Raw genomic sequence first — 21019 nt, forward strand, 5'->3', positions numbered from 1 at the left:
GTGTGATCGCACGAAAGCGCAGCAGGCCTGCGCCGTGCAGCAGAAAGGGTTGAAAGTCATGGATCTGCACATTCATGACGTAACAGCAGAGAACTACCGGGAGATCCTGGCACTCCACGTGGCGGAATCCCAGAAGGAGTTCATCGAAACACCGTATGAATGTCTGGAAGACGCGGTGGCGTGGCGGCAGTTCCGTCCGGTGGGCCTGTATGCAGGCGGTGTGCTCGTCGGCTTCGCCATGTACGGTTTCTTCGAAGGAGAAGGACGGAATGGCAGACTGTGGATCGATCGTCTTCTGATCGACGAACGCTACCAGGGGAGAGGGTATGGCAAGGCATTCATGGCCCTCCTGACAGAACGGGTGCTGGAAGAGTACGGCGGACAGCCGATCTATCTCAGCGTCTACCCGGATAATGCGCCGGCGATAGGCATCTACGAGAAACTCGGCTTCCGTTTCACGGACGAGCGTGACGTGAACGGCGAGCATATTATGAGGCGGGATTGGAACGGCTGATTCTTCTGTAAACAGGGAAAGCCCTGTACATCTCCTGAGATATCTCAGGGTTGTACAGGGCTTTTCTGCGAGGAGAGGCTGTCAGTTTGGCCTGCCGGCATCCTCATCGCTTGCTTTGTTTTCCTTATGATCTTCATCCTCATGGCGGTCTTGGTTTTTCCCTTGATCTGTTTTATCCAGTTCTTCTTCTTCCTGTTCCGCCTCGTCCTCCATCTTTTCCGCCTCCGCTTTGACTTCCCGCGCAGCGGTCCGTTTCTCACTCATCTTACTCAATTTCTTGATGACATGCTTTTCGGCAGCTGCCTGATCAGGGGCGTCTTCAACTTCCTGTTCCAGTTTCTCTTCGGCTTCCTCGATCTTTTTCATCTCCCGGTCGTAATCCTCTTCCATCTGTTCGGTGCTCGGAATCAGATTGTCGCGGTTGTAATCGACCCGTTTGCCGTATCGCAGCAATTCGTAGATGATCATGCCGTTGTTCGGTTTTCCGTTATTCATGATCATCGGGATGGCATCGAACAGCACATAGAAAAACGCATAGAAGATGAACCGGTTCCAGAATCGGGCCATATCTTCCATATAGCCATTTGCAATGAGTGCATTTAGTCCGAGAGCAACTATCATATTTGTAATGATGGGCGCCGCATAGATCATAATATATTTTGCATTGCTGGGATTTCTGATTTTATCGAATGAGAACCAGCTGTATAAATGATAATATTTCCGGATATCAAAAATGCCGAATTGGATCAGACGGGGGCCAGCCCCGACTGTCAGACGCGGATTGCGGACCCCTAAAAACAGAGTGATCAGCAAATAGCCGCATTCACGGATGAAGATGACAACCGGCATGATGATGAATGCGGAGATTACCAATGCACCGAGATCTGCTAAACCGAACATACTAATCACTTCCTTCACATACTTAGTCAATGGATACCCTTACGGACGAGGTGTGAACCTGTTCACAAGGACACAATTTTTACACTGGCTTCCTGGTACGTAGGAAACAGGTTTAGTTCGCTGCCGGAAGGGAAAGACAGTACTATGACGATAAGATAATGATTAGTTCTAAGGAGGAATCAGGCAATGGCTAAAATTGCAGTGGAAAAACCGTTTGACGATGTGAAGAAAGCGCTTGAGGAAAAAGGGCACACAGTGACAATGTGTGAATCCGACGAAAAACTGAGCGGCTACGATCTTGGAGTTGTCCGCGCACTGAGCGATGTCAACGTCGACCAGTACGATTTCCCGGTAATCAGTATCGAAGGGAATTCCGTGGACGATATTGTGGCAGACGCTGAAAAGCGCCTCGCACGCTGATAAGTGAACATACGAAGCACAGTCTCTCCGGAGACTGTGCTTTTTGCTGCAGCCGGCAGTACATCGGACATTGTCCGTGCAACAGGCCGGACGGATTCGGTATACTGGAGTGGAACGACACTAGTGAAATGAGGGATCCGTATGTCGGAGTTGAAAACACAATTGCTGGCTGACATGAAGACAGCGATGAAAGAAAAGGACACCGTCAAGAAAGGTGTCATCAACCTTCTGCGCGCCGGGATTCAAAACCAGGAGCTGACACTCCAGCGGGAATTGACGGAAGAAGAGGAACTGAAAGTCGTCCAGCGCGAACTGAAGCAGACAAAACAGTCGCTCGAAGAAGGGGAGAAAGCAGGCCGCGAAGATATTATCGCAGCGGAGAAAGAGAAAATCACTGTCATCGAGAACTACTTGCCGAAACAGCTGTCAGCTGAAGAAGTCAAGGAGCTTATCCCAACGCTCGGCATAACGAAAGAGACGCCGATGGGGCAGGCAGTAGGGACTGTCATGAAGGCGGCAGCAGGCCGGGCAGAAGGAAAAGTCGTTTCGCAGGCGGTCAAGGAATATTTGAACAGCTGAATGCCAAAAAACGCAGCGGGGCGCGGAAGAGCGCTTGCTGCGTTTTTCATTTCCCGGCGACCCATGTCTTCAGCAGAGCGAGCCGCTCGCGTATGCCGGTTTTCACTTTGACAGACTGGGGGGTTTCGGCAGGCACGGCGTCCCAATCCAGTCCGATCCTCTTGGCGAGTATCCCGGCACGCGCAACATGATAATCGCTCGTGATCAGCGTCACCTTCGACTGGCCGGCCGGCAGAAGCCGTTTGGAATTCACGAGATTCTCATATGTGGACGTGGACTGGTCCTCGACGAGCAGACGCTCCTCCGGAAGCCCGCGGGTCACTAAGTAGTCCCGCATGGCGGCGCCTTCACTGACACCCTCATCCGGCCCCTGCCCGCCTGACAGGACCAAAATGACTCCAGGATGCTTTTCTGCATAGTCGAAGGCAGCCTCCAGACGGTACTGCAGCGACTTGGATGGAACAGTCCCGTTCACTTTCGCCCCGAGGATGATTGCGTAGGCGCTGCTCCCATCCGCTGCATTCCGTACCGCTTTCTTCATGGTGTACCCCGTACTGAACCAGCAGGCTGCAAGCACCAGAACACCCGCACAGCCGACCACCATAATCCATTTCCCCTTTGACATGTTAAACGCCCCGTTCCTCTAAGGTATGCCATTCTGCTGCAGTTCATTACAAGACGCTGTCTGATGAAGGAAGTTGCCGAATTTTGATTAACAGGCCGGTATCGTGTAAAATTACACATAGCGAGGTGGAGCTATGAATCAAGAACAGATCATCGAGCAGATTTCCCGCAGGACACTGCTCATCAGGACCGAAGCAGGCTATTCACAGGAGACAATGGCCGCCGTCCTGGGGATGTCGAAAAAAACGCTCGTCCAAATCGAGAAGGAACGGACGCTTGCAAGCTGGACAACAGTCGTGGCGATGATCGCTCTGTTTTCGGACAGCGAGATCATCCAGTTACTTTTGGGGGACGCGCCGCTGGAAGTCGTCCGTACGGTTGCCCATAACGGGCTGGACCGCCCGAAAGGCAAGACGCTCGGCGGAAAAGTATGGTGGCGGGGGATCGAGCAGGAGGGGCAATACCGGATCCAGCAAAATCTGATCAGCCAGCATTACCGCATTCTGGACGCAGACGATTATGTCTGGTTCAGTACGTTTGACGAGGAGGAGGCGCTTGAACGCTTCCGGGAACTGCTGAAAAATCAAGGAGCCTGACAAAAAAACTGCCTTCTCCAAGCGACGGAGAGGGCAGTTTTGCTATGTAACCGATTAGCCGACCGTGGCGAACGTGACATCGTCTACGATCCGATCCAGTTTTTTGCCGGCTTCCGTGGCGAATTCCTCTTTGCGGTCGATTGGCGCGTCTTTGTCTTTGGGCGCTTGGAACTGCTCCAAACCTGAGACAGTCATCGTTGCACTCTCTTCTTGGTCTAGCCCGATATTCATGACGTGCTTGATGAGGAATGGTGTCCCGAATTGAATGACAGCATTATTGGAATCCAGTTCACCTTGCAGCACTTTGAACGGCACACGCAAGTAGATCGTGATTTCCTTCCGCTTGTACAGAATGGTATCAAATGTGCCGTGATCGTATTCCCAGCCGCCGCCGAGTTCCATACCTTCTGCGTTAAATAATTTCTGGGCATCTCCAAATATGCTCATTGTTCCTTCGATTTTGCTTTTCAAAGCGATCAAGGGAATCCCTCCTAGTCTCAAATACAGTTTAATAATCTTACCGTACCCGTAAAGAGTTCACCCGAAACCCTGCAGGCCCTATGAGGTATTGTATGACCGGCCGGGGAAGAGCAGTACCGCAGGCTGCAGGTCTATCTTCTTGGTGCAGAAGAAAACGGGTGCGAATGTCGGTTAAGCGGTGTTTATCTTCCTGGTGCAGCGGAATTCGTGCGCGAGTGTCGGTAAAGCGGTGTTTATCTTCCTGGCGCAGAAGAAATCCGGAAAAACTGCCGGGTTCACGGTAGTCATCGGTCCACGGAAGTCATCGGTCCGCCGCACGTGAAAACCGGAACAGCCGTCAGAACGGCTGTTCCGGTTTTCGGATATTCCGCTCCGATTGCCGCCGTCGCAGGGATTCCTGGTAGACGGGTGAGCGGTATTTCAGTACCGGATCATCCGAGCAGCCGAAACCGGGCGCTTCCGCTGTCGGATCGAATACGAGATCCTCGGCGTTGTCCTGGCGCTTTTCGCCAAGTGTCAGCACGCCGACATCGATGACCGGACGTTCATCGGGCCAAACTGCAGACGGATCGTCCGTGGGATCCTCGGGTGAAGCGAGTGTCATCAGCAGCCGGAACCGGACAGGGCCGTCCGCCATGCGTTCGAGCAGCTCGAGTTCCATGTCACCGGTGGAGAAGGGCAGCGACCACTCTGTCCTCGCGGGGACCCACGTGAAGCGGACAGGCTGCCCGGTTCCTCCTGCCGTGGACAGGATATAGGCATGCAGCGCCCAGAACTGTGTCAGCGCAAAGCTGGATGGGGTCTTCAGTTTCTTCAGCAGGGCCGGTACGGTATGCAGTTCGGTGTCCTCCCGCAGCAGCTCGAGACGTTCCCTGAACGGGATTTCCTTCATTCCGAGCACCTGGATCAGCCGCATGAAAGCTTCCGGTGTCTTCGTCGGGAAAACCGGGGCATTCACCATGACAAGTGAGACCGGCCTGGCGGATGGCTGAGGGAACTGCACGGACATCCCTTTGATGGGGACGAACCGCTCCTTCTGATCAGGCATGGGCGCACTGTGTGAAAACCGCACAGTGACATCGACCGTCCCGCCACTCAAAAAGTCTGCCTGGGTGAACGGTTCAGCATTTCCATTCGGGGTGAACTGTGCACGTAAACCGATCCCTTTTGCATGCGCCCGTCGGAAACCGGGGAACCGGCCTGCGATGTTCTCGATGATCGTGACAGCTTCCTGCGGGGAAGGTGTGTTTGAAACACGGTTGGATTGCATAGGGGGACATCTCCTTTTCCTCATTGCTGACCTATACCCGTGCCGGCTGTTTTTAATCCGCCTGCCCGTTCTCTTTGAGTTCCGTGTAGACGACGAGCCGTTCTTCATGGGTTTTCGCTTTCCGGTTGAACTCCCCCATGCAGGTGATCAGGTTCAGCCGGCTGCCATAGGAGAAGCCGAAAATGTCTTGGATGGGTGCGGCATCCCTCGGATATGTTTCCGACCGTGTAACTGAAAAGGTCATCTGTTCTCCGTTTTCACCAGTCACGATGACCTCGTCGCCCTGTTTCAGCTTATTGAGCTTGTAGAATATTGCAGGACCGGTCAGCGAGTCGATATGGCCGGCCATGACGGCGCTTCCCTGACTGCCGGGCAGGGTGCCGGGTTCGAACCAGCCGACGTGGTTCACATCCTGGGGGACGCCCATCTGGCCATTCGGAAGGGTGCCGACCGATTCGATGTCCGTGCGGATGCCGAGTTCAGGAATCTCAATCGAAGCAGGAACGATCCCGCTGTCTTCTTTCTTCAGCAGTTTCCCTTCCGCACTCGGCGCAGGGACGGACTGGGAGCTGCCGGTATCCGCTGCTGGAGCTTCAGCGGAAGTTTTGCCCGGGACGGAAGCTTCCTGCTGACTGCATCCTGCGGCGATCACACCTGCCAATACAGCGGAAAGCACAATCTGCTGTTTCATGTAACTCACTCCTTTCTGAAACAAAAAAGAGGGGAATCTTCCCCCTCTCCGGTTACTCGTTCCGTGCTGTGTTTGCCTTGCGGATTACGACTGCACCGGCCGTTATTGTCAGCAGCAGGCTGATGACGAGCCACATCGGTGTCTGATGGTCGGCGGACTGGCTCATGCCGCCGAGCCCCGTTTTCGGCATATCGGCAGGCATATTGCCGGCGAATTTATCGGGGAACTGATCGACGATCGCGCCTGTCATCATCGTTCCTACACCGAACATATGGGAGTATGCTTCATGGATATCGTCGTAAGCGCCTTCATAGTCACCGTCATGATACTTGTTGAATGCAGCCAGCAGCTGGTCGACGTGCACTTTGAGCCCTTCTTCGAGGTCCGCTGCTTTCAGACGCCCTTCTGTCGCCGATTCCAGCATGGCGGCCTGCTTCATACGGTAGTCGTCGAGGTTCGCGACCGCTTTTTGGCGCCCTTCCTCATCATCCGCGGCAGTCGCCTTGACATAATCGACGAAGTAGCCGATGTGACTGCTCCAGATTTCATGGAACTGCTGGGCGCCCTCTTTGCCGTAGACCGACTCGATCGATTTTGTCAGGTCTTCGGTGTTGCCGTTCAGCTCTGCAGCTGACGCATCGAAATCTTTCGCTCCGTCAATGCCTTTCTGCATGGCGAGAATTGCCAAAGCCGCATGTGTGGAGAACTGGTTATTCAGCTGTTCGCGCAGATCAGCTGCGGGCGTATCGACGGACTGATTGTCGAACTTGTCCGGGAACTGATCGGTGATCGCCCAGGCAATCCCTTTGCCGGGTTCGAACATATGCATCATGGATTCCGTGATTTCGTCATAGGTTTTCTCGAAGTCACCTGCATTGTAATTATCGAATGCCCAGATCAGCTGATCGACGTGCATCTTCAGTCCTTTCTCGAGGTCGGACGCTTTCAGGCGGTTCTCTGTCGCTTTGGACAGGAACTCGGCATTCTTCACGCGGTAGCCGTCGAGGTTCTTGACGGCTTCCTTACGGCCATCTTCGTCGTTTGCGGCCGTCGCTTTCACATAGTCGACAAAATAGCCGATATGACTGCTCCAGATTTCCTTGAACTGCATTCCGGCTTCCTCTCCGTAGACCGAAGCGATCGCGGCCGACAGTTCGTCCGTGTTTTCGTTCAGCTGCCCGGCGGCTGCGTCAAAATCTTTCGCCCCGTCAATGCCTTTCTGCATCGCCACAATTGCAAGGTAGGCGTGTTCCGACAAAATCGAGTCCAGTGCCGCTCTCAGGTCAGTCGCTTTGTTGGAGACGCTCATCGGCGCCTCACCATGGCCGTGGTCCGCTGCACTTGCGACAGCTCCCATAGGAAGCAGGAGGGAAACACTCAATGGAATTGCTGCTAGTTTTTTGTAGTTCATCGTAATCTCTCCTTTTCTGTTTTGTATACAGCTAACGGGAGGGATCTGCAGATGGATCACTTTTGTGCGGGAAAACTTCGGAGAAATAAAAAAACCGCCAGTATCGGCGGCTTTCGGAGTACAGGTTTACAGGCTGCCTGCGAGAATGATGGGACCTTCCGGTGCAGGGAGTCCTTCTTCTTTTTCGATTGTGATAGCGACTGTATCGAACGACAGCACCTCACTGCCGAGCGGATGTGTGATCGTGCCGCTGCCATCCCCGGAGGACTGGAACGCCCCAGCCGGTTTCGGTGCCCCGTCGTCAAGAATCCATACTTGGAACAGCTCTCCTTCTGATAGCTGCGGAAGATTTTCCGCATCGACAACAAGTTCTCGGATACTGCCATCGGACAGGACCAGGGCGACGGCATTCGACTGATCACCCTCTTCTTGCGGCGCAAGCATCGCTTTCCCGGCAATTTCCCAGTTCCGTTCTTCGATAGGAGGACTGGCGGAGCGGTTGGCTGTCGCCAAATACGCATTTGTCATCAGTGACGCGACCAGTGCAGCAGCCAGAATAGGAATGGCCGGTCCGCGACGCTTTTCAGGGAACGCCGTTACAGTCCCCGCTTTAAGGCTGGGTTCATCAGCGGATTTTGCATCAGGTTCTGCATCGATCGCAGCGAACACGTTCGATTTCAGTCCGGCAGGGACGCCGATCTCCTCGGAAAGGTAGGGCAGTGCCTCTGTCAGACTGCGCAGTTCTTCGAGTTCCGCGCGGCAGGCAGGGCACTCAGACAAATGCTGTTCGAACTCAGCGGTCTCTTCAGGTGTCAGTGCGCGGTTGAAGTAATCGATCAGCCGGCTGCAGTTTTCATTCATACGGCGTCCCTCCTTCCTTGGTAATGAACCCTCTCATTTTTTTCAATGCCAGCCGGATCCGGCCTTTCACCGTGCCGAGCGGCAGCTCACAATGGTCGGCGATCTTCTGCTGACTCATTCCCTTGAAATAGAATAATTCAATGATTTTCCGCTGATCCGGTTTCAGTTCCCGGACAGCTGTGCGGATCTCCGTCTGCTGTTCGTGCCACTCGGCCGTCTTTTCGACACTGCCGGGCTGCTCGAGCAGGGCATCCTTTTCAATCATCGGTTCATGATCATGGCGCTGCAGGCGCCGCAGCTCATCGATCGCTTTGTTGCGCGTCACCGTCAGCAGCCAGGACGAAAATGCTCCTTTGTCCGGCTCATACACGGCGGAGCCGTTCCAGATCTTCACAAAGACATCCTGCACCACTTCCTCTGCGATTTCACGGTCCGAAGCGATCCGGTATGCGAACGAAAAGACGAGCTTTTCATATCGGTCGTACAGCAGTTCGAAAGCCCGGCGGTCTTTCGAAACGGCGAGTCCATATAATGTTCCGTCGTCTGTAGGTTTCATCCGAAGCCTCTTTTCCATACTTTTCACCTAGAATACCATAATACGATAAATGCCGCCCGAGGAGCCGTCAGTAAGCTAACGGATTGAAAATGGAAATCGATCACTGTCCAGAAAGAAGAGTGGTTTCCGGGTGCGCAGGAAAGGGTATATGACTAACTAAAAAGTGCAGTCAGGGGGAACTGGTTTTATGGAACTGAAGCGCAAGAGACCCTTTCAAGGGCTGACGACATTCATCAAAACCGCCGGCGCTTATCTGGCTGCCGGGCTATTGCCGCGTCGTGTGAAAAAACCGATCATCCTGGTCGGCGGCAATCTGGGCGAGAAATACGAAGACAATGCGGCTGCCTTCCATGAGTATCTCATGGCCAACTTCCGGGAGCGGTACAGCATCCACTGGATGTACGACCCGGACACCGATTATGTGGAAAAGAAGGGGATCGAAGATGGGGTTCCGCTCGGCAGTTTCCGCAATTACCTGCTGTTTTTCCGGGCGGCCTACACGGTTCATGGCCATTCACTCATGTATGACATCGCGCCGGGAATTGATAAGTACATATTCTGGAACAAGAAAACGACGATGGTGCATATCAGCCATGGCATCGAATGCTTCAAGAAGATCCTCATCATGCCGGAGGATGTGCCTTTGCTGGAACGATGCGACGTCTTCAATTGCGCTTCGCGGTATGAACGCGGCATTAAACGGGATGAGTGGGGGATGCCGGAACAGAAGCTGCCGGTGACCGGTATGGCACGGTTCGACCGGCTGCCGTACAACTCGCCGGCTGAGAAGGTGCGTGACATCCTTTTCATGATGACATGGCGGGAAACACTGATGGATCTGTCTGAAGAGGACTTCATGGCGAGCGACTATTTCCGGGCGACGGAGGGGCTGCTGAAGAACGCGGAATTCCAGCGGCTGCTGGCGGATCACGACGCCAGACTGAAGGTCGTCCTCCATCCGTTCATGAAACGGTTCGAAGACCACTTCAAACGGCTCGGCATCGACAGCACGCGGATGGAATTCCGGACGTTCGACGACATTTCCATCCGTGAGGAGATCCACCGGTCTGATATGCTCATCACCGATTACTCGAGCATCTTCTGGGATTTCGTCTATATGAACCGCCCTGTCATCTTCTTCACATTCGACCAGGAAGCGTTCCTCAAGATGCGGGGGTCCTATCTCGACCTGGACAAGGATCTCCTCGGATATAAGGCGCGCATTATCGAAGAAGCGGCCGGTGCACTTGCAACCGTACTGGACGGCGGAAACCCGGGGAACCCGAGATTTGAGGAACTGTCCGAGTACGTCGATTTCACGGACGGAAAAAATTGCGAGCGTCTTGCCTTCCATATGTTTGCCAAGGACGGACACGCCGCGCCTGCGGTACGGTGAGGAGCTGCTGTCCGGCATTGCCGGGGCACCATTTGTTTGGTATAGTAGAGGAAATAGTGATCGCTGAAGCGGCCAAGTAGACCGGAATCGTGATACAGAAAGCAGGACATGTGCTGAGAGTCCTGCCACTTCAACCGGCTCGAACCCTACCGCGGAGATGCCGTGCAAACACGGCCGGTTCGTCCCGTTACGAAACGACAGAGGGAAAGTCAGCCGGAATACCCTGACTTTCCGAACGAAGGTGGTACCGCGTCAGACACACAGTGACGTCCTTGCAACAGGACAGCGCTGTGTGTTTTTTTGCGCCGGAAACTTCAGCGGCCAACATGGAACAGGAGGAGCAGCTATGACAAATGAGCAGCAGAACGATTTTTCAAAGTGGTACATTGACACAATCCAGAAAGCGGACCTGATGGATTATACACCCGTCCGCGGATGCATCGCCTTCAAACCGGATGGCTTCGAAATCTGGGAGCACATCCAGGATGAGATGGACCGCCGATTCAAGGAAACCGGCCACCGCAACGCCTACTTCCCGATGCTGATCCCTGAATCATTCTTCCAAAAAGAGAAAGACCACATCGAAGGCTTCTCGCCGGAACTCCCGTGGGTGACGGAAGCGGCAGGCGAGCAGCTGGAGGAGAAGCTGGCCCTCCGTCCGACATCCGAGACGATGATCGGTCATCTGTACAGCGACTGGATCAAGAGCTACCGTGATCTGCCTGTGCTCATCAACCAATGGGCAAACGTCTTCCGCTGGGAAAAGAAGACACTTCCGTTCATCCGGACGTCCGAGTTCCTCTGGCAGGAAGGGCACACCGCCCATGCCGATGAGGAAGAGGCACGCCACGAAACGATGCAAATGCTCAACATCTACAAGGAAGTCGTGGAGGAGCTGCTTGCGATTCCGGTCTATGACGGTCAGAAGACCCCGTCCGAACGGTTTGCGGGAGCCGTCGACACCTATTCCATCGAAGCGATGATGAAGGACGGAAAGGCTGTGCAGGCAGGGACATCCCACTACCTCGGCACAAAGTTCGCAGAAGCATTCGACATCAAATATCTGACAAAAGAGAACCGCCACGAATTCGTCCATACGACATCGTGGGGAACATCGACCCGTCTGATCGGCTCTGTCATCATGGTCCATGGCGACGAGCAGGGTCTTGTCCTCCCGCCGCGTGTGGCGCCGACACAAGTCGTTCTGATACCGGTCGGTCCATGGAAAAAGAACCCGGCCATCATGGAAAAACTTGACGGTCTGTTCGCGGAACTGAAAGCCAAAGGCATCCGTGTACGTCTTGATGATTCCGATCAGTCTCCTGGCTACAAGTTCAACGAATGGGAGCTGAAAGGTGTGCCGCTCCGCGTCGAACTCGGACCGCGCGATCTGGAAAACGATCATGCGATGGTGAAGATGCGCGACGAAGACGGGAAAACCGCGCGCCCTCTTGAAGGTCTAGCCGAAACGATCGAACAGGAACTCACGGCGATGCAGACCCGCCTGCTTGAAAAAGCCCGCAAGTTCCGGGACGGGAACTCCCACACGGATATCGACACGCTGGATGAGCTGAAACAGCATATCGAAACGTCCGCTGAAAAAGGCGAAATCCCGGGCTGGATCTTGGCCGGCTGGTGCGGCGACGATGCGTGCGAGGAACATGTGAAGGAAGAGACAAAATTTACGACACGCAACATCCCGTTCAACCCGCCAATGGAAAAACAGTCATGCATCAATTGCGGAAAAGAAGCGAAGCACACCGTCTGGTTTGCCCGCGCATACTGATCCGCCTGCAGCGCACCGTCCTCTTCAGGGACGGTGCGCTTTCAGTTGACCGGCCGGCGGTGCCTATCCGCCGAACCATTAAAAAAACGTGAAATCAGTCATAAATGCTCACCTCCGGCCGATATAGAGGGCAGAAGGGGAGATAATGATGAATCTAAAGATGAAAATCCGGACAAAACTCGTCCTGATCTCAGCACTGCTGCTGGTCGTTCCGAGTCTGATCATCGGATTGAGCGGCTACATATTGGCGAAAAACAGTTTGAATGATATCGGTTCCACCGGTCTACAGAACGACGTCACGATGGCGATCGATCTGCTGGAAACACTGCAGGACCGTGTGGACAAAGGCGGTCTGACACTGGAAGAAGCTCAGGAACAGGCGAAAGAGCAGCTGATTGGTCCGATGCAGAGCGACGGGACACGGACGATCGAGTCGAAAGTCGACATGGGGGAATACGGCTACTTCTTCGTCCTGGGTGACGACGGAACGGCACTGGCCCATCCTGTCAAAGAAGGCGAGGATCTGAGCGGTTCGAAGACAGAGGATGGCATGATGACGACACTTGAGACCATCAAGACAGCGCAAAAGGGCGGCGGTTTCCTGACGTTCGACTTTGCCGTGCCGGGCACGGACAAGACTGCGCCGAAAATCGTCTATGCGCAAGCCTTCCCGGAGTGGGGATGGAATGTGGCGGCCGGTTCCTATCTCATGGATTTCAATAGTGAGTCGAAAACCTTGCTGATAGTGCTCGGCGTGGTACTGGCTGTATCGCTGATCCTCGGCGGACTGCTGATCATCTGGTTTTCCGGCCACCTGTCAAAACCGCTTGCCCGCATCACACGGCACGTCGCCGATGTGGCGAAAGGGGACTTGTCCGGGGAATTGGGTGCTGTCCGCAACCAGGATGAAATCGGTGAACTGGCACTCTACACGAACCAGATGTCCGGCAACCTGAAAGAGATGATCGATCAGGTGTCGAACGCATCCATGCAAGTCGCGGCAACGTCGGAAGAACTGTCGGCAAGCAGTGAAGAGACGAGCCGTTCCGTCGAACACGTTTCGGAATCGATCCAGCAGCTTGCGGAAGGCATCGACGGCCAGCTCGGCCAGACGGAAACTGCGAACGAAGCAGCCCTGCACCTGTCTACTGACATGGAGCGTGCGGCGGAAGAGATGGAACAGGCAGGACAGACTGTAGGTCTCACGGTGAATCTTGCGTCCGACGGAACAGAATCGGTTACACGCGCTGTCGATCATATGGAGACAATCCAGAACGAAACAGACGCGGCGTCCGGATATGTCAACGAACTCGGAAACAAATCTGCTGAAATCGGTAAGATTGCAGGGCTGATCACTGATGTCGCCGAACAGACGAACCTCCTTGCGCTGAATGCTGCGATCGAAGCGGCGAGAGCCGGGGAAAATGGCAGAGGATTTGCTGTCGTTGCGGATGAAGTCCGGAAACTTGCGGAACAGTCGTCGAATGCCGCAGCTCAGGTAGGTACCCTGATCCGGGCGATCCAGCAGGATATCGGTCACTCGGTGTCTGCAATCGGACGGGGGAACGAAGCGGTCAAACTGGGAACGGGGCTTGTGGAAGAAACCGGCGCGCTTTTCAGCAAGATTTCAGAGTCCATCCAAAGTATTTCAAGCCAAATTGAAGGTGTTTCGGAAAGTACGATGCGGAACAGGGAAGAATCCACCCGCATGGCGGAAGTCGTCGGACAGACGGCAGCCATCGCGATGCAGTCCGCAAGTCATGCAGAGACGATCGCCGCAACTGCCGAAGAGCAGACGGCGTCCATGGAAGAAATCGCTGCCGCCTCGGAAACACTTGCGCGAATGGCGGAAGGGCTTCAGGAATCCGTTCGTAAGTTCACATTGTAAGCAACAGGAAAAAAGCTGTCCGGACAAGTCGATCACGACTTGCCGGACAGCTTTTTCGGTTTATATTCGGTTGAGTTCGCTGACCCATAAAAATATTGCCAGGCATCGCAGATACCGCCTGCACAGTGCCGGTCCGCCCGGTACAGGGTCTGCCGATCGGATATCGCCTGCAGTTCCGGATGTGCATTGCCGACAATGACGGACGGCCACTCACGATCAAGCATATCGATATCATTTCCGGAATCTCCGGCGACAAGCAGACGGACATCCGGACGCGCGTATGTCCGGATTACATAGTCCAGCGCATTCCCTTTTCCGGCCCCCTTCGGCAGCACATCCACGTCCCGATTGGAACTGAAGATGAATTCGTGAGGAATCGCCTGCTTCTCCAACGCTTGCCGGAACTGACGGACAGCAGCTGTATCGCCTTCCGTAGTGAACGACACGCGCCGGTCATCCGGCAGGTTCTGCAACTGCAGGGAAGGGAAACGTCCCGCGCAAGTTTTCACGGAATCAGGATTCCAATCCGCTGTCATCTTTTCCTGCCATGCGGAGTCTTCCTTCCAGTCAGGCATGTGCCAGATGGCTGTCCCGACATCTGATATGACAAGATCCGGTATCGGCAGGTGTTCGGCTGCCATCAGTTCCTTCACGGAATCCGCATGACGGCCGGTTACGTAGACCAGCGAGACGCCTCCCGTTTCCTGCTTGAGAAGAATGGTCAGTTCCTCAAGTTCTTCAGGCATGCCGACCAGCGTATTGTCAAGATCGGTTGCCAACATATGTGTCTTTGAGTGCATAGCCGGCTCCTTCGTATAATTTATCCACTTTTCTCGCGATGCGTGTCCAGTCGAAATTCTGCTTAGCGAATTCTGCAGCTTTCCGGCCGAGCTGTCTGGCGATATCGGGTCGTTTTGCCAGTAATCCCATTGCGGAGGCGAGTTCCTTCACATTGCCGGGAGCCGTCTGTAACCCTGTTTTCTGATCCAGCACGATGTCGCCGAGTCCGCCTACTTTGGATGCGATGACAGGGCTTCCGCAGGCCTGTGCTTCCGCAGCGACCATACCGAACGATTCGTAATAGGAAGGGACGATGACGGCGAGACTGTCACGGAACTCCTTAGCCAGACGGTCTTGCGGCTGGCAGCCGAGAAACTCGACGTGGTCCTCGATCCCCTGTACCGCCTTCTTCAATTCCTCTGAGATCGGCTGCTTCGTAACCGGGTCCACCTGCTTTTCATCCCCGCCGATGACACGGAGCTTAACTGGGGAGGATAGAAGGTTGGTATGGGTTAACAGCTTGAATGCGCGGAGCAGCGTATAGATGCCTTTTGTTTTCTCCAGACGCCCGGCGAAGGTGAATGTCATCGGCTGGAGGGGAGAAGGCTTGTCAGGCGTGAACGCACTGTCCACACCGATCGGAATGACCGAGATGGGGGCAGGCTGTTTCACGGACGACTGGATCAGCGCTTTCTCCGTCAGTGAAGTGGCGATGACTGTAGTGGCGGAAGCGAGAATCTCCCGTTCCGCTTTCAGACGGCGTGCTTCACGCACACCCGTTGCTTGTTCTTTTGCAACGGCGAGCGAATGGGAAGTATGGAACCAGGGTATGGAATGCATTTCAGTAAGGCGTATTCCGAGAAGCCCGGAGAGCCAATAGTGGGTATGCAGAATATCATATCGGGAAAAATCCTGCAGAGTCAGCATTTCAGCAAGAAACGCGGGAAGGAGCTGTATCATTTTCGTTTTTGCGACGAACCCTTTCCGGCCGGCAGCCACCCGGATGACACGGCAGCGCTGTCCGAACGATTCGAATTGAGGAGCCGTTTCGTCAGCCCAGTGTGTAAACACATCGACAGAATGCCCGCGGGCATCCAGTGCCAAAGCCAGCTGCTTCACGTAATTATTCTGTCCTCCAGCCTGACTTGTCCCCAGGGATGCCAGCGGATCGCCATGGTCTGAAATCATACAGATTGTTTTTGCCATATTACACTCCTCCAATATATATAAAAATCGTTAACATTAAAAATAAGCGTAATAGTTTAATACCCTATGTTAAGGGAATGTAAACATATTTTTAATGGAAACCATTTAAATCTTCTTAACGATAATGTAAAAGACAGAAGAAGTGGGCCGAAAATCACCATCCCGGGCAATATTGTGGAGGGAGTGCGGATAAATCTGCGGAGGATGAGCAAAATAGTTATGGCAGCCCGAAAAACGTGATACGATAAAATATGTTGAAATAAAGATAAATCAAAAGGAGTTTTCCACTATGCCAATTCGTGTAAAAGCGATCATCGGAAGTACAAGTTCGGCTTCCTACAATAGACGTCTTATCAATTTCATGCAGAAACGCTATGCGGACAAGCTTGACATTACACCCGTGTCCATTAATGATGTCGAAATGTTTTCCGTCGATATCGAGAACGATCCGCCGTCAGGTGCTCGCGCGTTCAAGGAAGATGTCAAAGATTCGGACGCTGTCCTCTTCGCCGTACCGGAATACAATTTCTCCATTCCGGGCGCTTTGAAGAATGCCCTCGACTGGCTGTCCCGCGGCGGGGAAGCGACATTGCGCGATAAGCCGGCATTCATCGTCGGTTCCTCGATGGGCGTGTTCGGAAGTGTGCGGGCGCAGATCCACTTGCGGGAGATCCTGTCCAATCCCGGCCTTTCACCGCTCATCCTACCGAATAACGAAGTGTACATCGGTTCGATCCATAACAAGCTGAGCGAGGACGACGAGCTTACGGATGAGCCGACTGTCGCATTCCTCGATTCGGTCGTCAGCAATTTCGTCGATTTCTATGAGCGCATGACGGAAATCCACGGAAAGAAAGCATAACAAAAACGCTCTGCCGATGATCGGGCAGAGCGTTTTTGTTATGGCAGGATGGCGAACGATCGTACAGGGAAGCCGGACGCTTTTTCAGGCTTCGGCACGATGTTGAAGATGACAGCGCCGCGCGTCGGCAGTTTGTCGAGATTGGTCAGCAGCTCAACCTGATACGTATCCTGTTCCAGGACATAATATTCCCCATGGAGGGCGCCGTTTCTCCTGAAATCCGCGGCTGAATCGGTATCGAACGTTTCATGACCGACCGCTTTCACACCGCGTTCCTCGAACAGGAATTTCAGTGCATCCAGACCCCAGCCGGGAATCCGGTTATTCCCGTCCTCGTCTTTGTTGCAAAAAGCGGCTTCATCCGGCCAGCGTTTGCTCCAATCCGTCCGCAGTGCGACGAACGTACCCGATTCGATCGGGCCATTTGCTTCTTCGAATGCGAGAAGGTCCTGCTTCGAGCAGGTGAAATCATGGTCTGCTGCCGCTTTCTCCGATTGATCGATGACAATCAGCGGCAGCACAAGTTCTTTCAGTTCCAGTTCATTCAGGTACCGTGTGTCGCGTACGAAGTGGATCGGTGCGTCGATATGGGTGCCGTATTGGCCCGCGAACGAAAATTGCTGGGCGAAGAACCCGTCATCATGGCTGAACAGCGTCTTGAACTCGGCGTTCTCGAACATGAAGAAATGAGGGGAGTCCGGACCGAACGTATGCGTCAGATCCACCCACTCTTTCGATTTCAATGCTGCCAGTGCAGTCAGTACATCAGTTTGTGTTTGTGTCGTCATCTCAAATCCCGCCTTCATCGTTTATTGCCGGCAACCCGGCTGCTGTTGAATGAAAAAAAGAAGACCCCCAAGCAGATGAGGGTCTTCTCTGAATACACAGTATGTCAGCTCTCATCTTCGGAGCGCAGTCGGCACTCCCTGGAGTTAGCACCTCGGCCGTTACGGCTGGTTGCTGAGATATCATCGGGCCAGTCCCTCCATCTCTCTGAATGAGAAGTTTATTAAATTGTTCGAAAACTGTAAATAGATAGTATCATGCGCGGCGGAAGAAAGCAACAATGATTTTACAGTTGTCCTGTTGAGAAGTTTGGTATACTCCTCTATAGCAAGGAAAGAGGGACGGAGGTTTTTCAGTTGGCTTGGATCTATGTGGTTCTTGCAGCGGTCGTTGAAGTGTTCTGGGTCGTCGGACTCCGCCATGCAGACACACCTCTTGAATGGGCAGGAACAGCGCTTGCCATTATCTTCAGCTTTTTCTTCATCATCAAAGCATGCGAAACGATTCCGTCAGGGACTGTCTATGCGGTGTTCACAGGCAGCGGGGCGGCGGCAATCGTGCTGGTCGATACTCTTGTATTCGGCACACACTTGAAGCCGGTCGGCCTGCTGTTCATCGGGCTGATCCTGGTCGGGGTGATCGGCATCAAGCTGACAACCGGTCCGAGTGATGCGGAAGAGGGAGGTGCATGAGGTGGCGTGGATATATCTCGTGATCGCAAGCTTCGGTGAAATTTTCGGAGTCATGTGCATCAACTGGTTCATACAGAAGAAGACACTGGGACGGCTTGCTCTGCTGATCGTGTCATTCGGCGGGGGATTCGTTTTCCTGTCGCTGGCGATGCGGTCGATTCCGATGGGGACTGCGTATGCAATCTGGACAGGGCTCGGTGCTGCCGGTGCCGTCCTGATCGGCATCCTGCTGTTCGGGGAATCCGCAGGCTGGAAACGAATGCTGTTTCTGGCATGCATCATTGCAAGTGCAGCCGGCCTGAAACTGTTCAGTTGAAGCAGTTAGGAAATCGGTTGAAAAGGGTAAAGGGATGGACAAGCATTCCTACAGAACAAATCGGAAGAGGCGAATAGACGTGAGCTCAAAGTATACAGATGACAGCTGGGCACTACATACAGACCTGTATCAGATCAATATGATGGAAACGTATTGGGCTGAAGGCATCCATGACAAGAAGGCGGTCTTCGAGCTGTATTTCAGGAAACTCCCCTTCGGCAACGGGTATGCCGTTTTCGCAGGACTCGAGCGGGTGCTCGATTATTTACGCAAGCTCCGGTTCACTGACAGCGATATCGATTACTTGAAGGAAGAGCTGCATTATAAGGAGGATTTCCTCGACTATCTGAGAGGCGTCCGATTCACGGGGGATCTGTATTCCATGAAGGAAGGGGAAACCGTCTTCGGCAACGAGCCGATCATGCGCGTGGAGACGACGCTGGCTGAAGCGCAGCTGATCGAGACGGCACTCCTCAACATCGTCAATTACCAGACGCTGATCGCGACGAAAGCGAGCCGCATCAAGCAAGTGGTGAAAGACGAGCAGGTCATGGAGTTCGGCAGCAGGAGGGCCCAGGAGATGGATGCGGCTGTATGGGGGGCCCGGGCCGCTGTGATCGGGGGCGTCGAAGCGACGAGCAACGTGCGGGCCGCCAAGCTGTTCGGGCTGAGGGCGAGCGGAACGCATGCGCATTCCCTTGTCCAGGCTTACAAAAGCGAATACGAGGCGTTCCATGCGTATGCGGAGCGCCACCGGGATTGCGTCTTCCTTGTCGATACGTACAATACGCTCAAAATCGGTGTCCCGACGGCAATCCAGGTCGCAAAGGAGCTCGGGGACCGCATCAACTTCATCGGAATCCGGCTGGACAGCGGGGATATCGCCTTCCTGTCGAAGGAAGCCCGGCGGATGCTGGACGAAGCGGGATTCCATGATGCCAAGATCGTCGTATCGAACGATCTGGACGAATACACCATCCTGAACCTGAAAGCGCAGGGAGCTCAGGTGGATGTCTGGGGCATCGGGACGAAACTGATCACCGCCTACGATCAGCCAGCACTGGGCGCAGTCTATAAGCTTGTTGCAATCGAAGGGGAAGACGGCGAATTTATCGATACCATCAAAATATCATCCAATGCAGAGAAAGTGACAACGCCGGGCCGCAAGAAATTATTCCGTATCATTGACAGGGAGAACGGCAAGGCGGAAGGTGACTACATTACATTGTACGATGAAGAACCGGGATCCGAGAAACGCATCAAGATGTTCCACCCTGTCCATACGTTCATCTCCAAGTTTGTCACGAATTTTGAAGCCCGCGACCTGCATGAGAAAGTGATCGAGCAGGGCAAAGTGGTTTACAGCCTGCCGACGGTGGAAGAGATACAGCAGTATGCAAAAGACAGCCTCGGTCTTCTGTGGGATGAGTACAAACGATCGCTGAATCCGGAGGAATATCCGGTCGATCTCAGCCAGAAGTGCTGGGACAACAAGATGCGCAACATTGCGGAAGTCCAGGAGATGATCCAGGACTTCATTGAACAAAAGGAGTGAAGGAAGATGGATGAACTGCAAAAACAGATTATCGAAGAACTGCATGTCAAGCCGAAGATCGATGCGTTCGGGGAAGTCCGTGTATCCGTCGATTTCCTGAAAGAGTATTTGAAGAAGAATACGTTCCTTGAAGGCTATGTGCTCGGTATCTCAGGCGGTCAGGATTCGACACTTGCCGGGAAACTCGCGCAGATGGCGGTGGATGAACTGAATGAGGAACTGTCCACGGACCGCTACAAGTTCGTTGCTGTGCGCCTGCCGTACGGTACCCAGTTCGACGAAATCGACTGCCAGGATGCTCTTCATTTCATCCAGCCGACTGTCACATACACTGTCAATATCAAGGAAGCGGTCGATGCAAGCCGGCGGGCGCTCGATGCAGCAGGTGTCACTCTCACCGATTTTGAAAAAGGCAATGAAAAAGCGAGGGAGCGGATGAAAGTCCAGTACTCGATCGCCGCATCCCGCCACTGTGCGGTCATCGGGACGGATCACGCTGCTGAAGCGATCACAGGCTTCTATACGAAATTCGGCGACGGTGCCGCCGATGTCACGCCGCTCACCCGGCTCAACAAACGGCAGGGAAAGGCAATGCTGCGGGTTCTCGACTGCCCGGAACACCTTTACAACAAAGTGCCGACAGCGGATCTTGAAGAAGACAAACCGGCACTTCCTGATGAAGTCGCGCTGGGCGTCAGTTACACGCAGATCGATGATTATCTTGAAGGAATCCCTGTATCCAAGGAAGCGAAGAAGATCATCGAAGGGCACTATCTCCGCTCCAAGCATAAGCGTCATATGCCTGTCACGGTGTTTGATGACTTCTGGAAATAATATAGGGCGGACCTCT

The 21019-nt window shown here is 53.8% G+C and carries 23 protein-coding genes, 1 riboswitch and 1 other annotated feature; of the genes, 12 read left to right on the top strand and 11 right to left on the bottom strand.

From position 1 onward, the window contains the following. The first annotated feature begins 58 nt into the window (after nt 1-58). Nucleotides 59-514 carry a GNAT family N-acetyltransferase gene (locus QWT68_RS15190; protein WP_040285153.1) on the top strand — a complete coding sequence of 152 codons (456 nt, stop codon included), beginning with the start codon at nt 59-61 and terminating at the stop codon, nt 512-514. An 81-nt stretch (nt 515-595) separates the two neighbouring features. Here QWT68_RS15190 and QWT68_RS15195 read toward each other — a convergent pair whose 3' ends face one another. Further along, on the bottom strand, nt 596-1414 hold the full coding sequence (locus QWT68_RS15195) for a hypothetical protein (RefSeq protein WP_040285014.1): 819 nt from the start codon (nt 1412-1414) through the stop codon (nt 596-598). Nucleotides 1415-1600: 186 nt separating this feature from the next. Between QWT68_RS15195 and QWT68_RS15200 the strand changes: the two genes are divergently transcribed. Further along, complete coding sequence (locus QWT68_RS15200) at nt 1601-1834, top strand: YkuS family protein (protein WP_290148826.1); 234 nt, start codon at nt 1601-1603, stop codon at nt 1832-1834. A gap of 141 nt (nt 1835-1975) precedes the next feature. Then, nucleotides 1976-2413, top strand: a complete 438-nt coding sequence (locus QWT68_RS15205; protein ID WP_040285012.1) for a GatB/YqeY domain-containing protein — start codon at nt 1976-1978, stop codon at nt 2411-2413. Nucleotides 2414-2459: 46 nt separating this feature from the next. Here QWT68_RS15205 and QWT68_RS15210 read toward each other — a convergent pair whose 3' ends face one another. After that, complete coding sequence (locus tag QWT68_RS15210) at nt 2460-3038, bottom strand: YdcF family protein (protein ID WP_290148827.1); 579 nt, start codon at nt 3036-3038, stop codon at nt 2460-2462. Nucleotides 3039-3171: 133 nt separating this feature from the next. On the opposite strand from QWT68_RS15210, the gene QWT68_RS15215 reads away from it, so the two are divergent. Beyond that, entirely contained in the window at nt 3172-3633 is a 462-nt protein-coding gene (locus tag QWT68_RS15215; RefSeq protein ID WP_290148828.1) for a helix-turn-helix transcriptional regulator, read from the top strand. A 54-nt stretch (nt 3634-3687) separates the two neighbouring features. On the opposite strand, the gene QWT68_RS15220 is transcribed toward QWT68_RS15215, so the two are convergent. The 6 genes from QWT68_RS15220 to QWT68_RS15245 form a co-directional block, all read right to left on the bottom strand. After that, nucleotides 3688-4113 (bottom strand): YugN family protein, encoded by a 426-nt coding sequence (locus QWT68_RS15220; RefSeq protein WP_290148829.1) that lies wholly within the window; start codon nt 4111-4113, stop codon nt 3688-3690. Nucleotides 4114-4450: 337 nt separating this feature from the next. Next, nucleotides 4451-5383: a catalase gene (locus tag QWT68_RS15225; protein ID WP_290148830.1), complete on the bottom strand. Its 933-nt coding sequence runs from the start codon at nt 5381-5383 to the stop codon at nt 4451-4453. A gap of 52 nt (nt 5384-5435) precedes the next feature. Further along, nucleotides 5436-6074 carry a class F sortase gene (locus QWT68_RS15230; RefSeq protein ID WP_290148831.1) on the bottom strand — a complete coding sequence of 213 codons (639 nt, stop codon included), beginning with the start codon at nt 6072-6074 and terminating at the stop codon, nt 5436-5438. 52 nt (nt 6075-6126) lie between these two features. Next, the gene (locus QWT68_RS15235) at nt 6127-7485 is read right to left on the bottom strand and encodes a copper amine oxidase (protein WP_290148832.1); all 1359 of its coding nucleotides are present in this window, start codon (nt 7483-7485) and stop codon (nt 6127-6129) included. Nucleotides 7486-7611: 126 nt separating this feature from the next. Next, on the bottom strand, nt 7612-8346 hold the full coding sequence (locus QWT68_RS15240; protein ID WP_290148833.1) for an anti-sigma factor: 735 nt from the start codon (nt 8344-8346) through the stop codon (nt 7612-7614). Further along, on the bottom strand, nt 8339-8902 hold the full coding sequence (locus QWT68_RS15245) for an RNA polymerase sigma factor (protein WP_290148834.1): 564 nt from the start codon (nt 8900-8902) through the stop codon (nt 8339-8341). Before QWT68_RS15245 ends, QWT68_RS15240 begins: the two co-directional genes overlap by 8 nt. A 187-nt stretch (nt 8903-9089) precedes the next feature. Here QWT68_RS15245 and QWT68_RS15250 point away from each other — a divergent pair, with 187 nt between their 5' ends. The 3 genes from QWT68_RS15250 (at nt 9090) to QWT68_RS15260 (ending at nt 13972) form a co-directional block, all read left to right on the top strand. Next, nucleotides 9090-10298 (top strand): CDP-glycerol glycerophosphotransferase family protein, encoded by a 1209-nt coding sequence (locus QWT68_RS15250; RefSeq protein WP_290148835.1) that lies wholly within the window; start codon nt 9090-9092, stop codon nt 10296-10298. A gap of 54 nt (nt 10299-10352) precedes the next feature. After that, nucleotides 10353-10575: a binding site (T-box leader), on the top strand. A gap of 69 nt (nt 10576-10644) precedes the next feature. Then, a complete protein-coding gene (gene proS, locus QWT68_RS15255) occupies nt 10645-12084 on the top strand; it encodes a proline--tRNA ligase (protein ID WP_290148836.1) in 1440 nt (479 codons plus the stop codon). Between the two features lie 145 nt (nt 12085-12229). Further along, nucleotides 12230-13972 (top strand): methyl-accepting chemotaxis protein, encoded by a 1743-nt coding sequence (locus QWT68_RS15260; RefSeq protein ID WP_290148837.1) that lies wholly within the window; start codon nt 12230-12232, stop codon nt 13970-13972. Between the two features lie 32 nt (nt 13973-14004). On the opposite strand, the gene QWT68_RS15265 is transcribed toward QWT68_RS15260, so the two are convergent. Together QWT68_RS15265 and QWT68_RS15270 are read right to left on the bottom strand one after the other, a co-directional pair. Then, nucleotides 14005-14772 (bottom strand): HAD-IIB family hydrolase, encoded by a 768-nt coding sequence (locus QWT68_RS15265; protein WP_290148838.1) that lies wholly within the window; start codon nt 14770-14772, stop codon nt 14005-14007. Then, nucleotides 14735-15958 (bottom strand): glycosyltransferase, encoded by a 1224-nt coding sequence (locus tag QWT68_RS15270; protein WP_290148839.1) that lies wholly within the window; start codon nt 15956-15958, stop codon nt 14735-14737. Before QWT68_RS15270 ends, QWT68_RS15265 begins: the two co-directional genes overlap by 38 nt. A gap of 289 nt (nt 15959-16247) precedes the next feature. On the opposite strand from QWT68_RS15270, the gene QWT68_RS15275 reads away from it, so the two are divergent. Further along, the gene (locus QWT68_RS15275; protein WP_040285001.1) at nt 16248-16820 is read left to right on the top strand and encodes an NADPH-dependent FMN reductase; all 573 of its coding nucleotides are present in this window, start codon (nt 16248-16250) and stop codon (nt 16818-16820) included. A gap of 38 nt (nt 16821-16858) precedes the next feature. Here the strand turns inward: QWT68_RS15275 and QWT68_RS15280 are convergent, their stop codons facing one another. Next, complete coding sequence (locus tag QWT68_RS15280) at nt 16859-17608, bottom strand: cyclase family protein (protein WP_040285000.1); 750 nt, start codon at nt 17606-17608, stop codon at nt 16859-16861. A 108-nt stretch (nt 17609-17716) separates the two neighbouring features. Further along, a riboswitch (SAM riboswitch) is annotated at nt 17717-17824 on the bottom strand. A 138-nt stretch (nt 17825-17962) separates the two neighbouring features. Between QWT68_RS15280 and QWT68_RS15285 the strand changes: the two genes are divergently transcribed. The 4 genes from QWT68_RS15285 (at nt 17963) to nadE (ending at nt 21003) form a co-directional block, all read left to right on the top strand. Next, nucleotides 17963-18298, top strand: coding sequence for a DMT family transporter (locus QWT68_RS15285; protein WP_290148840.1), 336 nt, complete (start codon nt 17963-17965; stop codon nt 18296-18298). 1 nt (nt 18299) lies between these two features. Then, nucleotides 18300-18614 (top strand): DMT family transporter, encoded by a 315-nt coding sequence (locus tag QWT68_RS15290; RefSeq protein ID WP_290148841.1) that lies wholly within the window; start codon nt 18300-18302, stop codon nt 18612-18614. A gap of 79 nt (nt 18615-18693) precedes the next feature. Then, nucleotides 18694-20169, top strand: coding sequence for a nicotinate phosphoribosyltransferase (locus QWT68_RS15295; protein WP_290148842.1), 1476 nt, complete (start codon nt 18694-18696; stop codon nt 20167-20169). 6 nt (nt 20170-20175) lie between these two features. Continuing rightward, nucleotides 20176-21003 carry an NAD(+) synthase gene (nadE, locus tag QWT68_RS15300; RefSeq protein ID WP_290148843.1) on the top strand — a complete coding sequence of 276 codons (828 nt, stop codon included), beginning with the start codon at nt 20176-20178 and terminating at the stop codon, nt 21001-21003. Nucleotides 21004-21019 lie beyond the last annotated feature (16 nt).

Source organism: Sporosarcina trichiuri, assembly GCF_030406775.1.
Lineage (GTDB): Bacteria > Bacillota > Bacilli > Bacillales_A > Planococcaceae > Sporosarcina > Sporosarcina trichiuri.

Coding starts and splice junctions, on each gene's coding strand:
- QWT68_RS15190 (WP_040285153.1), top strand. CDS start 59: ATGGATCTGCACATTCATGACGTAACAGCAGAGAACTACCGGGAGATC.
- QWT68_RS15195 (WP_040285014.1), bottom strand. CDS start 1,414: ATGTTCGGTTTAGCAGATCTCGGTGCATTGGTAATCTCCGCATTCATC.
- QWT68_RS15200 (WP_290148826.1), top strand. CDS start 1,601: ATGGCTAAAATTGCAGTGGAAAAACCGTTTGACGATGTGAAGAAAGCG.
- QWT68_RS15205 (WP_040285012.1), top strand. CDS start 1,976: ATGTCGGAGTTGAAAACACAATTGCTGGCTGACATGAAGACAGCGATG.
- QWT68_RS15210 (WP_290148827.1), bottom strand. CDS start 3,038: ATGTCAAAGGGGAAATGGATTATGGTGGTCGGCTGTGCGGGTGTTCTG.
- QWT68_RS15215 (WP_290148828.1), top strand. CDS start 3,172: ATGAATCAAGAACAGATCATCGAGCAGATTTCCCGCAGGACACTGCTC.
- QWT68_RS15225 (WP_290148830.1), bottom strand. CDS start 5,383: ATGCAATCCAACCGTGTTTCAAACACACCTTCCCCGCAGGAAGCTGTC.
- QWT68_RS15230 (WP_290148831.1), bottom strand. CDS start 6,074: ATGAAACAGCAGATTGTGCTTTCCGCTGTATTGGCAGGTGTGATCGCC.
- QWT68_RS15235 (WP_290148832.1), bottom strand. CDS start 7,485: ATGAACTACAAAAAACTAGCAGCAATTCCATTGAGTGTTTCCCTCCTG.
- QWT68_RS15240 (WP_290148833.1), bottom strand. CDS start 8,346: ATGAATGAAAACTGCAGCCGGCTGATCGATTACTTCAACCGCGCACTG.
- QWT68_RS15245 (WP_290148834.1), bottom strand. CDS start 8,902: ATGAAACCTACAGACGACGGAACATTATATGGACTCGCCGTTTCGAAA.
- QWT68_RS15250 (WP_290148835.1), top strand. CDS start 9,090: ATGGAACTGAAGCGCAAGAGACCCTTTCAAGGGCTGACGACATTCATC.
- proS (WP_290148836.1), top strand. CDS start 10,645: ATGACAAATGAGCAGCAGAACGATTTTTCAAAGTGGTACATTGACACA.
- QWT68_RS15260 (WP_290148837.1), top strand. CDS start 12,230: ATGATGAATCTAAAGATGAAAATCCGGACAAAACTCGTCCTGATCTCA.
- QWT68_RS15265 (WP_290148838.1), bottom strand. CDS start 14,772: ATGCACTCAAAGACACATATGTTGGCAACCGATCTTGACAATACGCTG.
- QWT68_RS15270 (WP_290148839.1), bottom strand. CDS start 15,958: ATGGCAAAAACAATCTGTATGATTTCAGACCATGGCGATCCGCTGGCA.
- QWT68_RS15275 (WP_040285001.1), top strand. CDS start 16,248: ATGCCAATTCGTGTAAAAGCGATCATCGGAAGTACAAGTTCGGCTTCC.
- QWT68_RS15280 (WP_040285000.1), bottom strand. CDS start 17,608: ATGACGACACAAACACAAACTGATGTACTGACTGCACTGGCAGCATTG.
- nadE (WP_290148843.1), top strand. CDS start 20,176: ATGGATGAACTGCAAAAACAGATTATCGAAGAACTGCATGTCAAGCCG.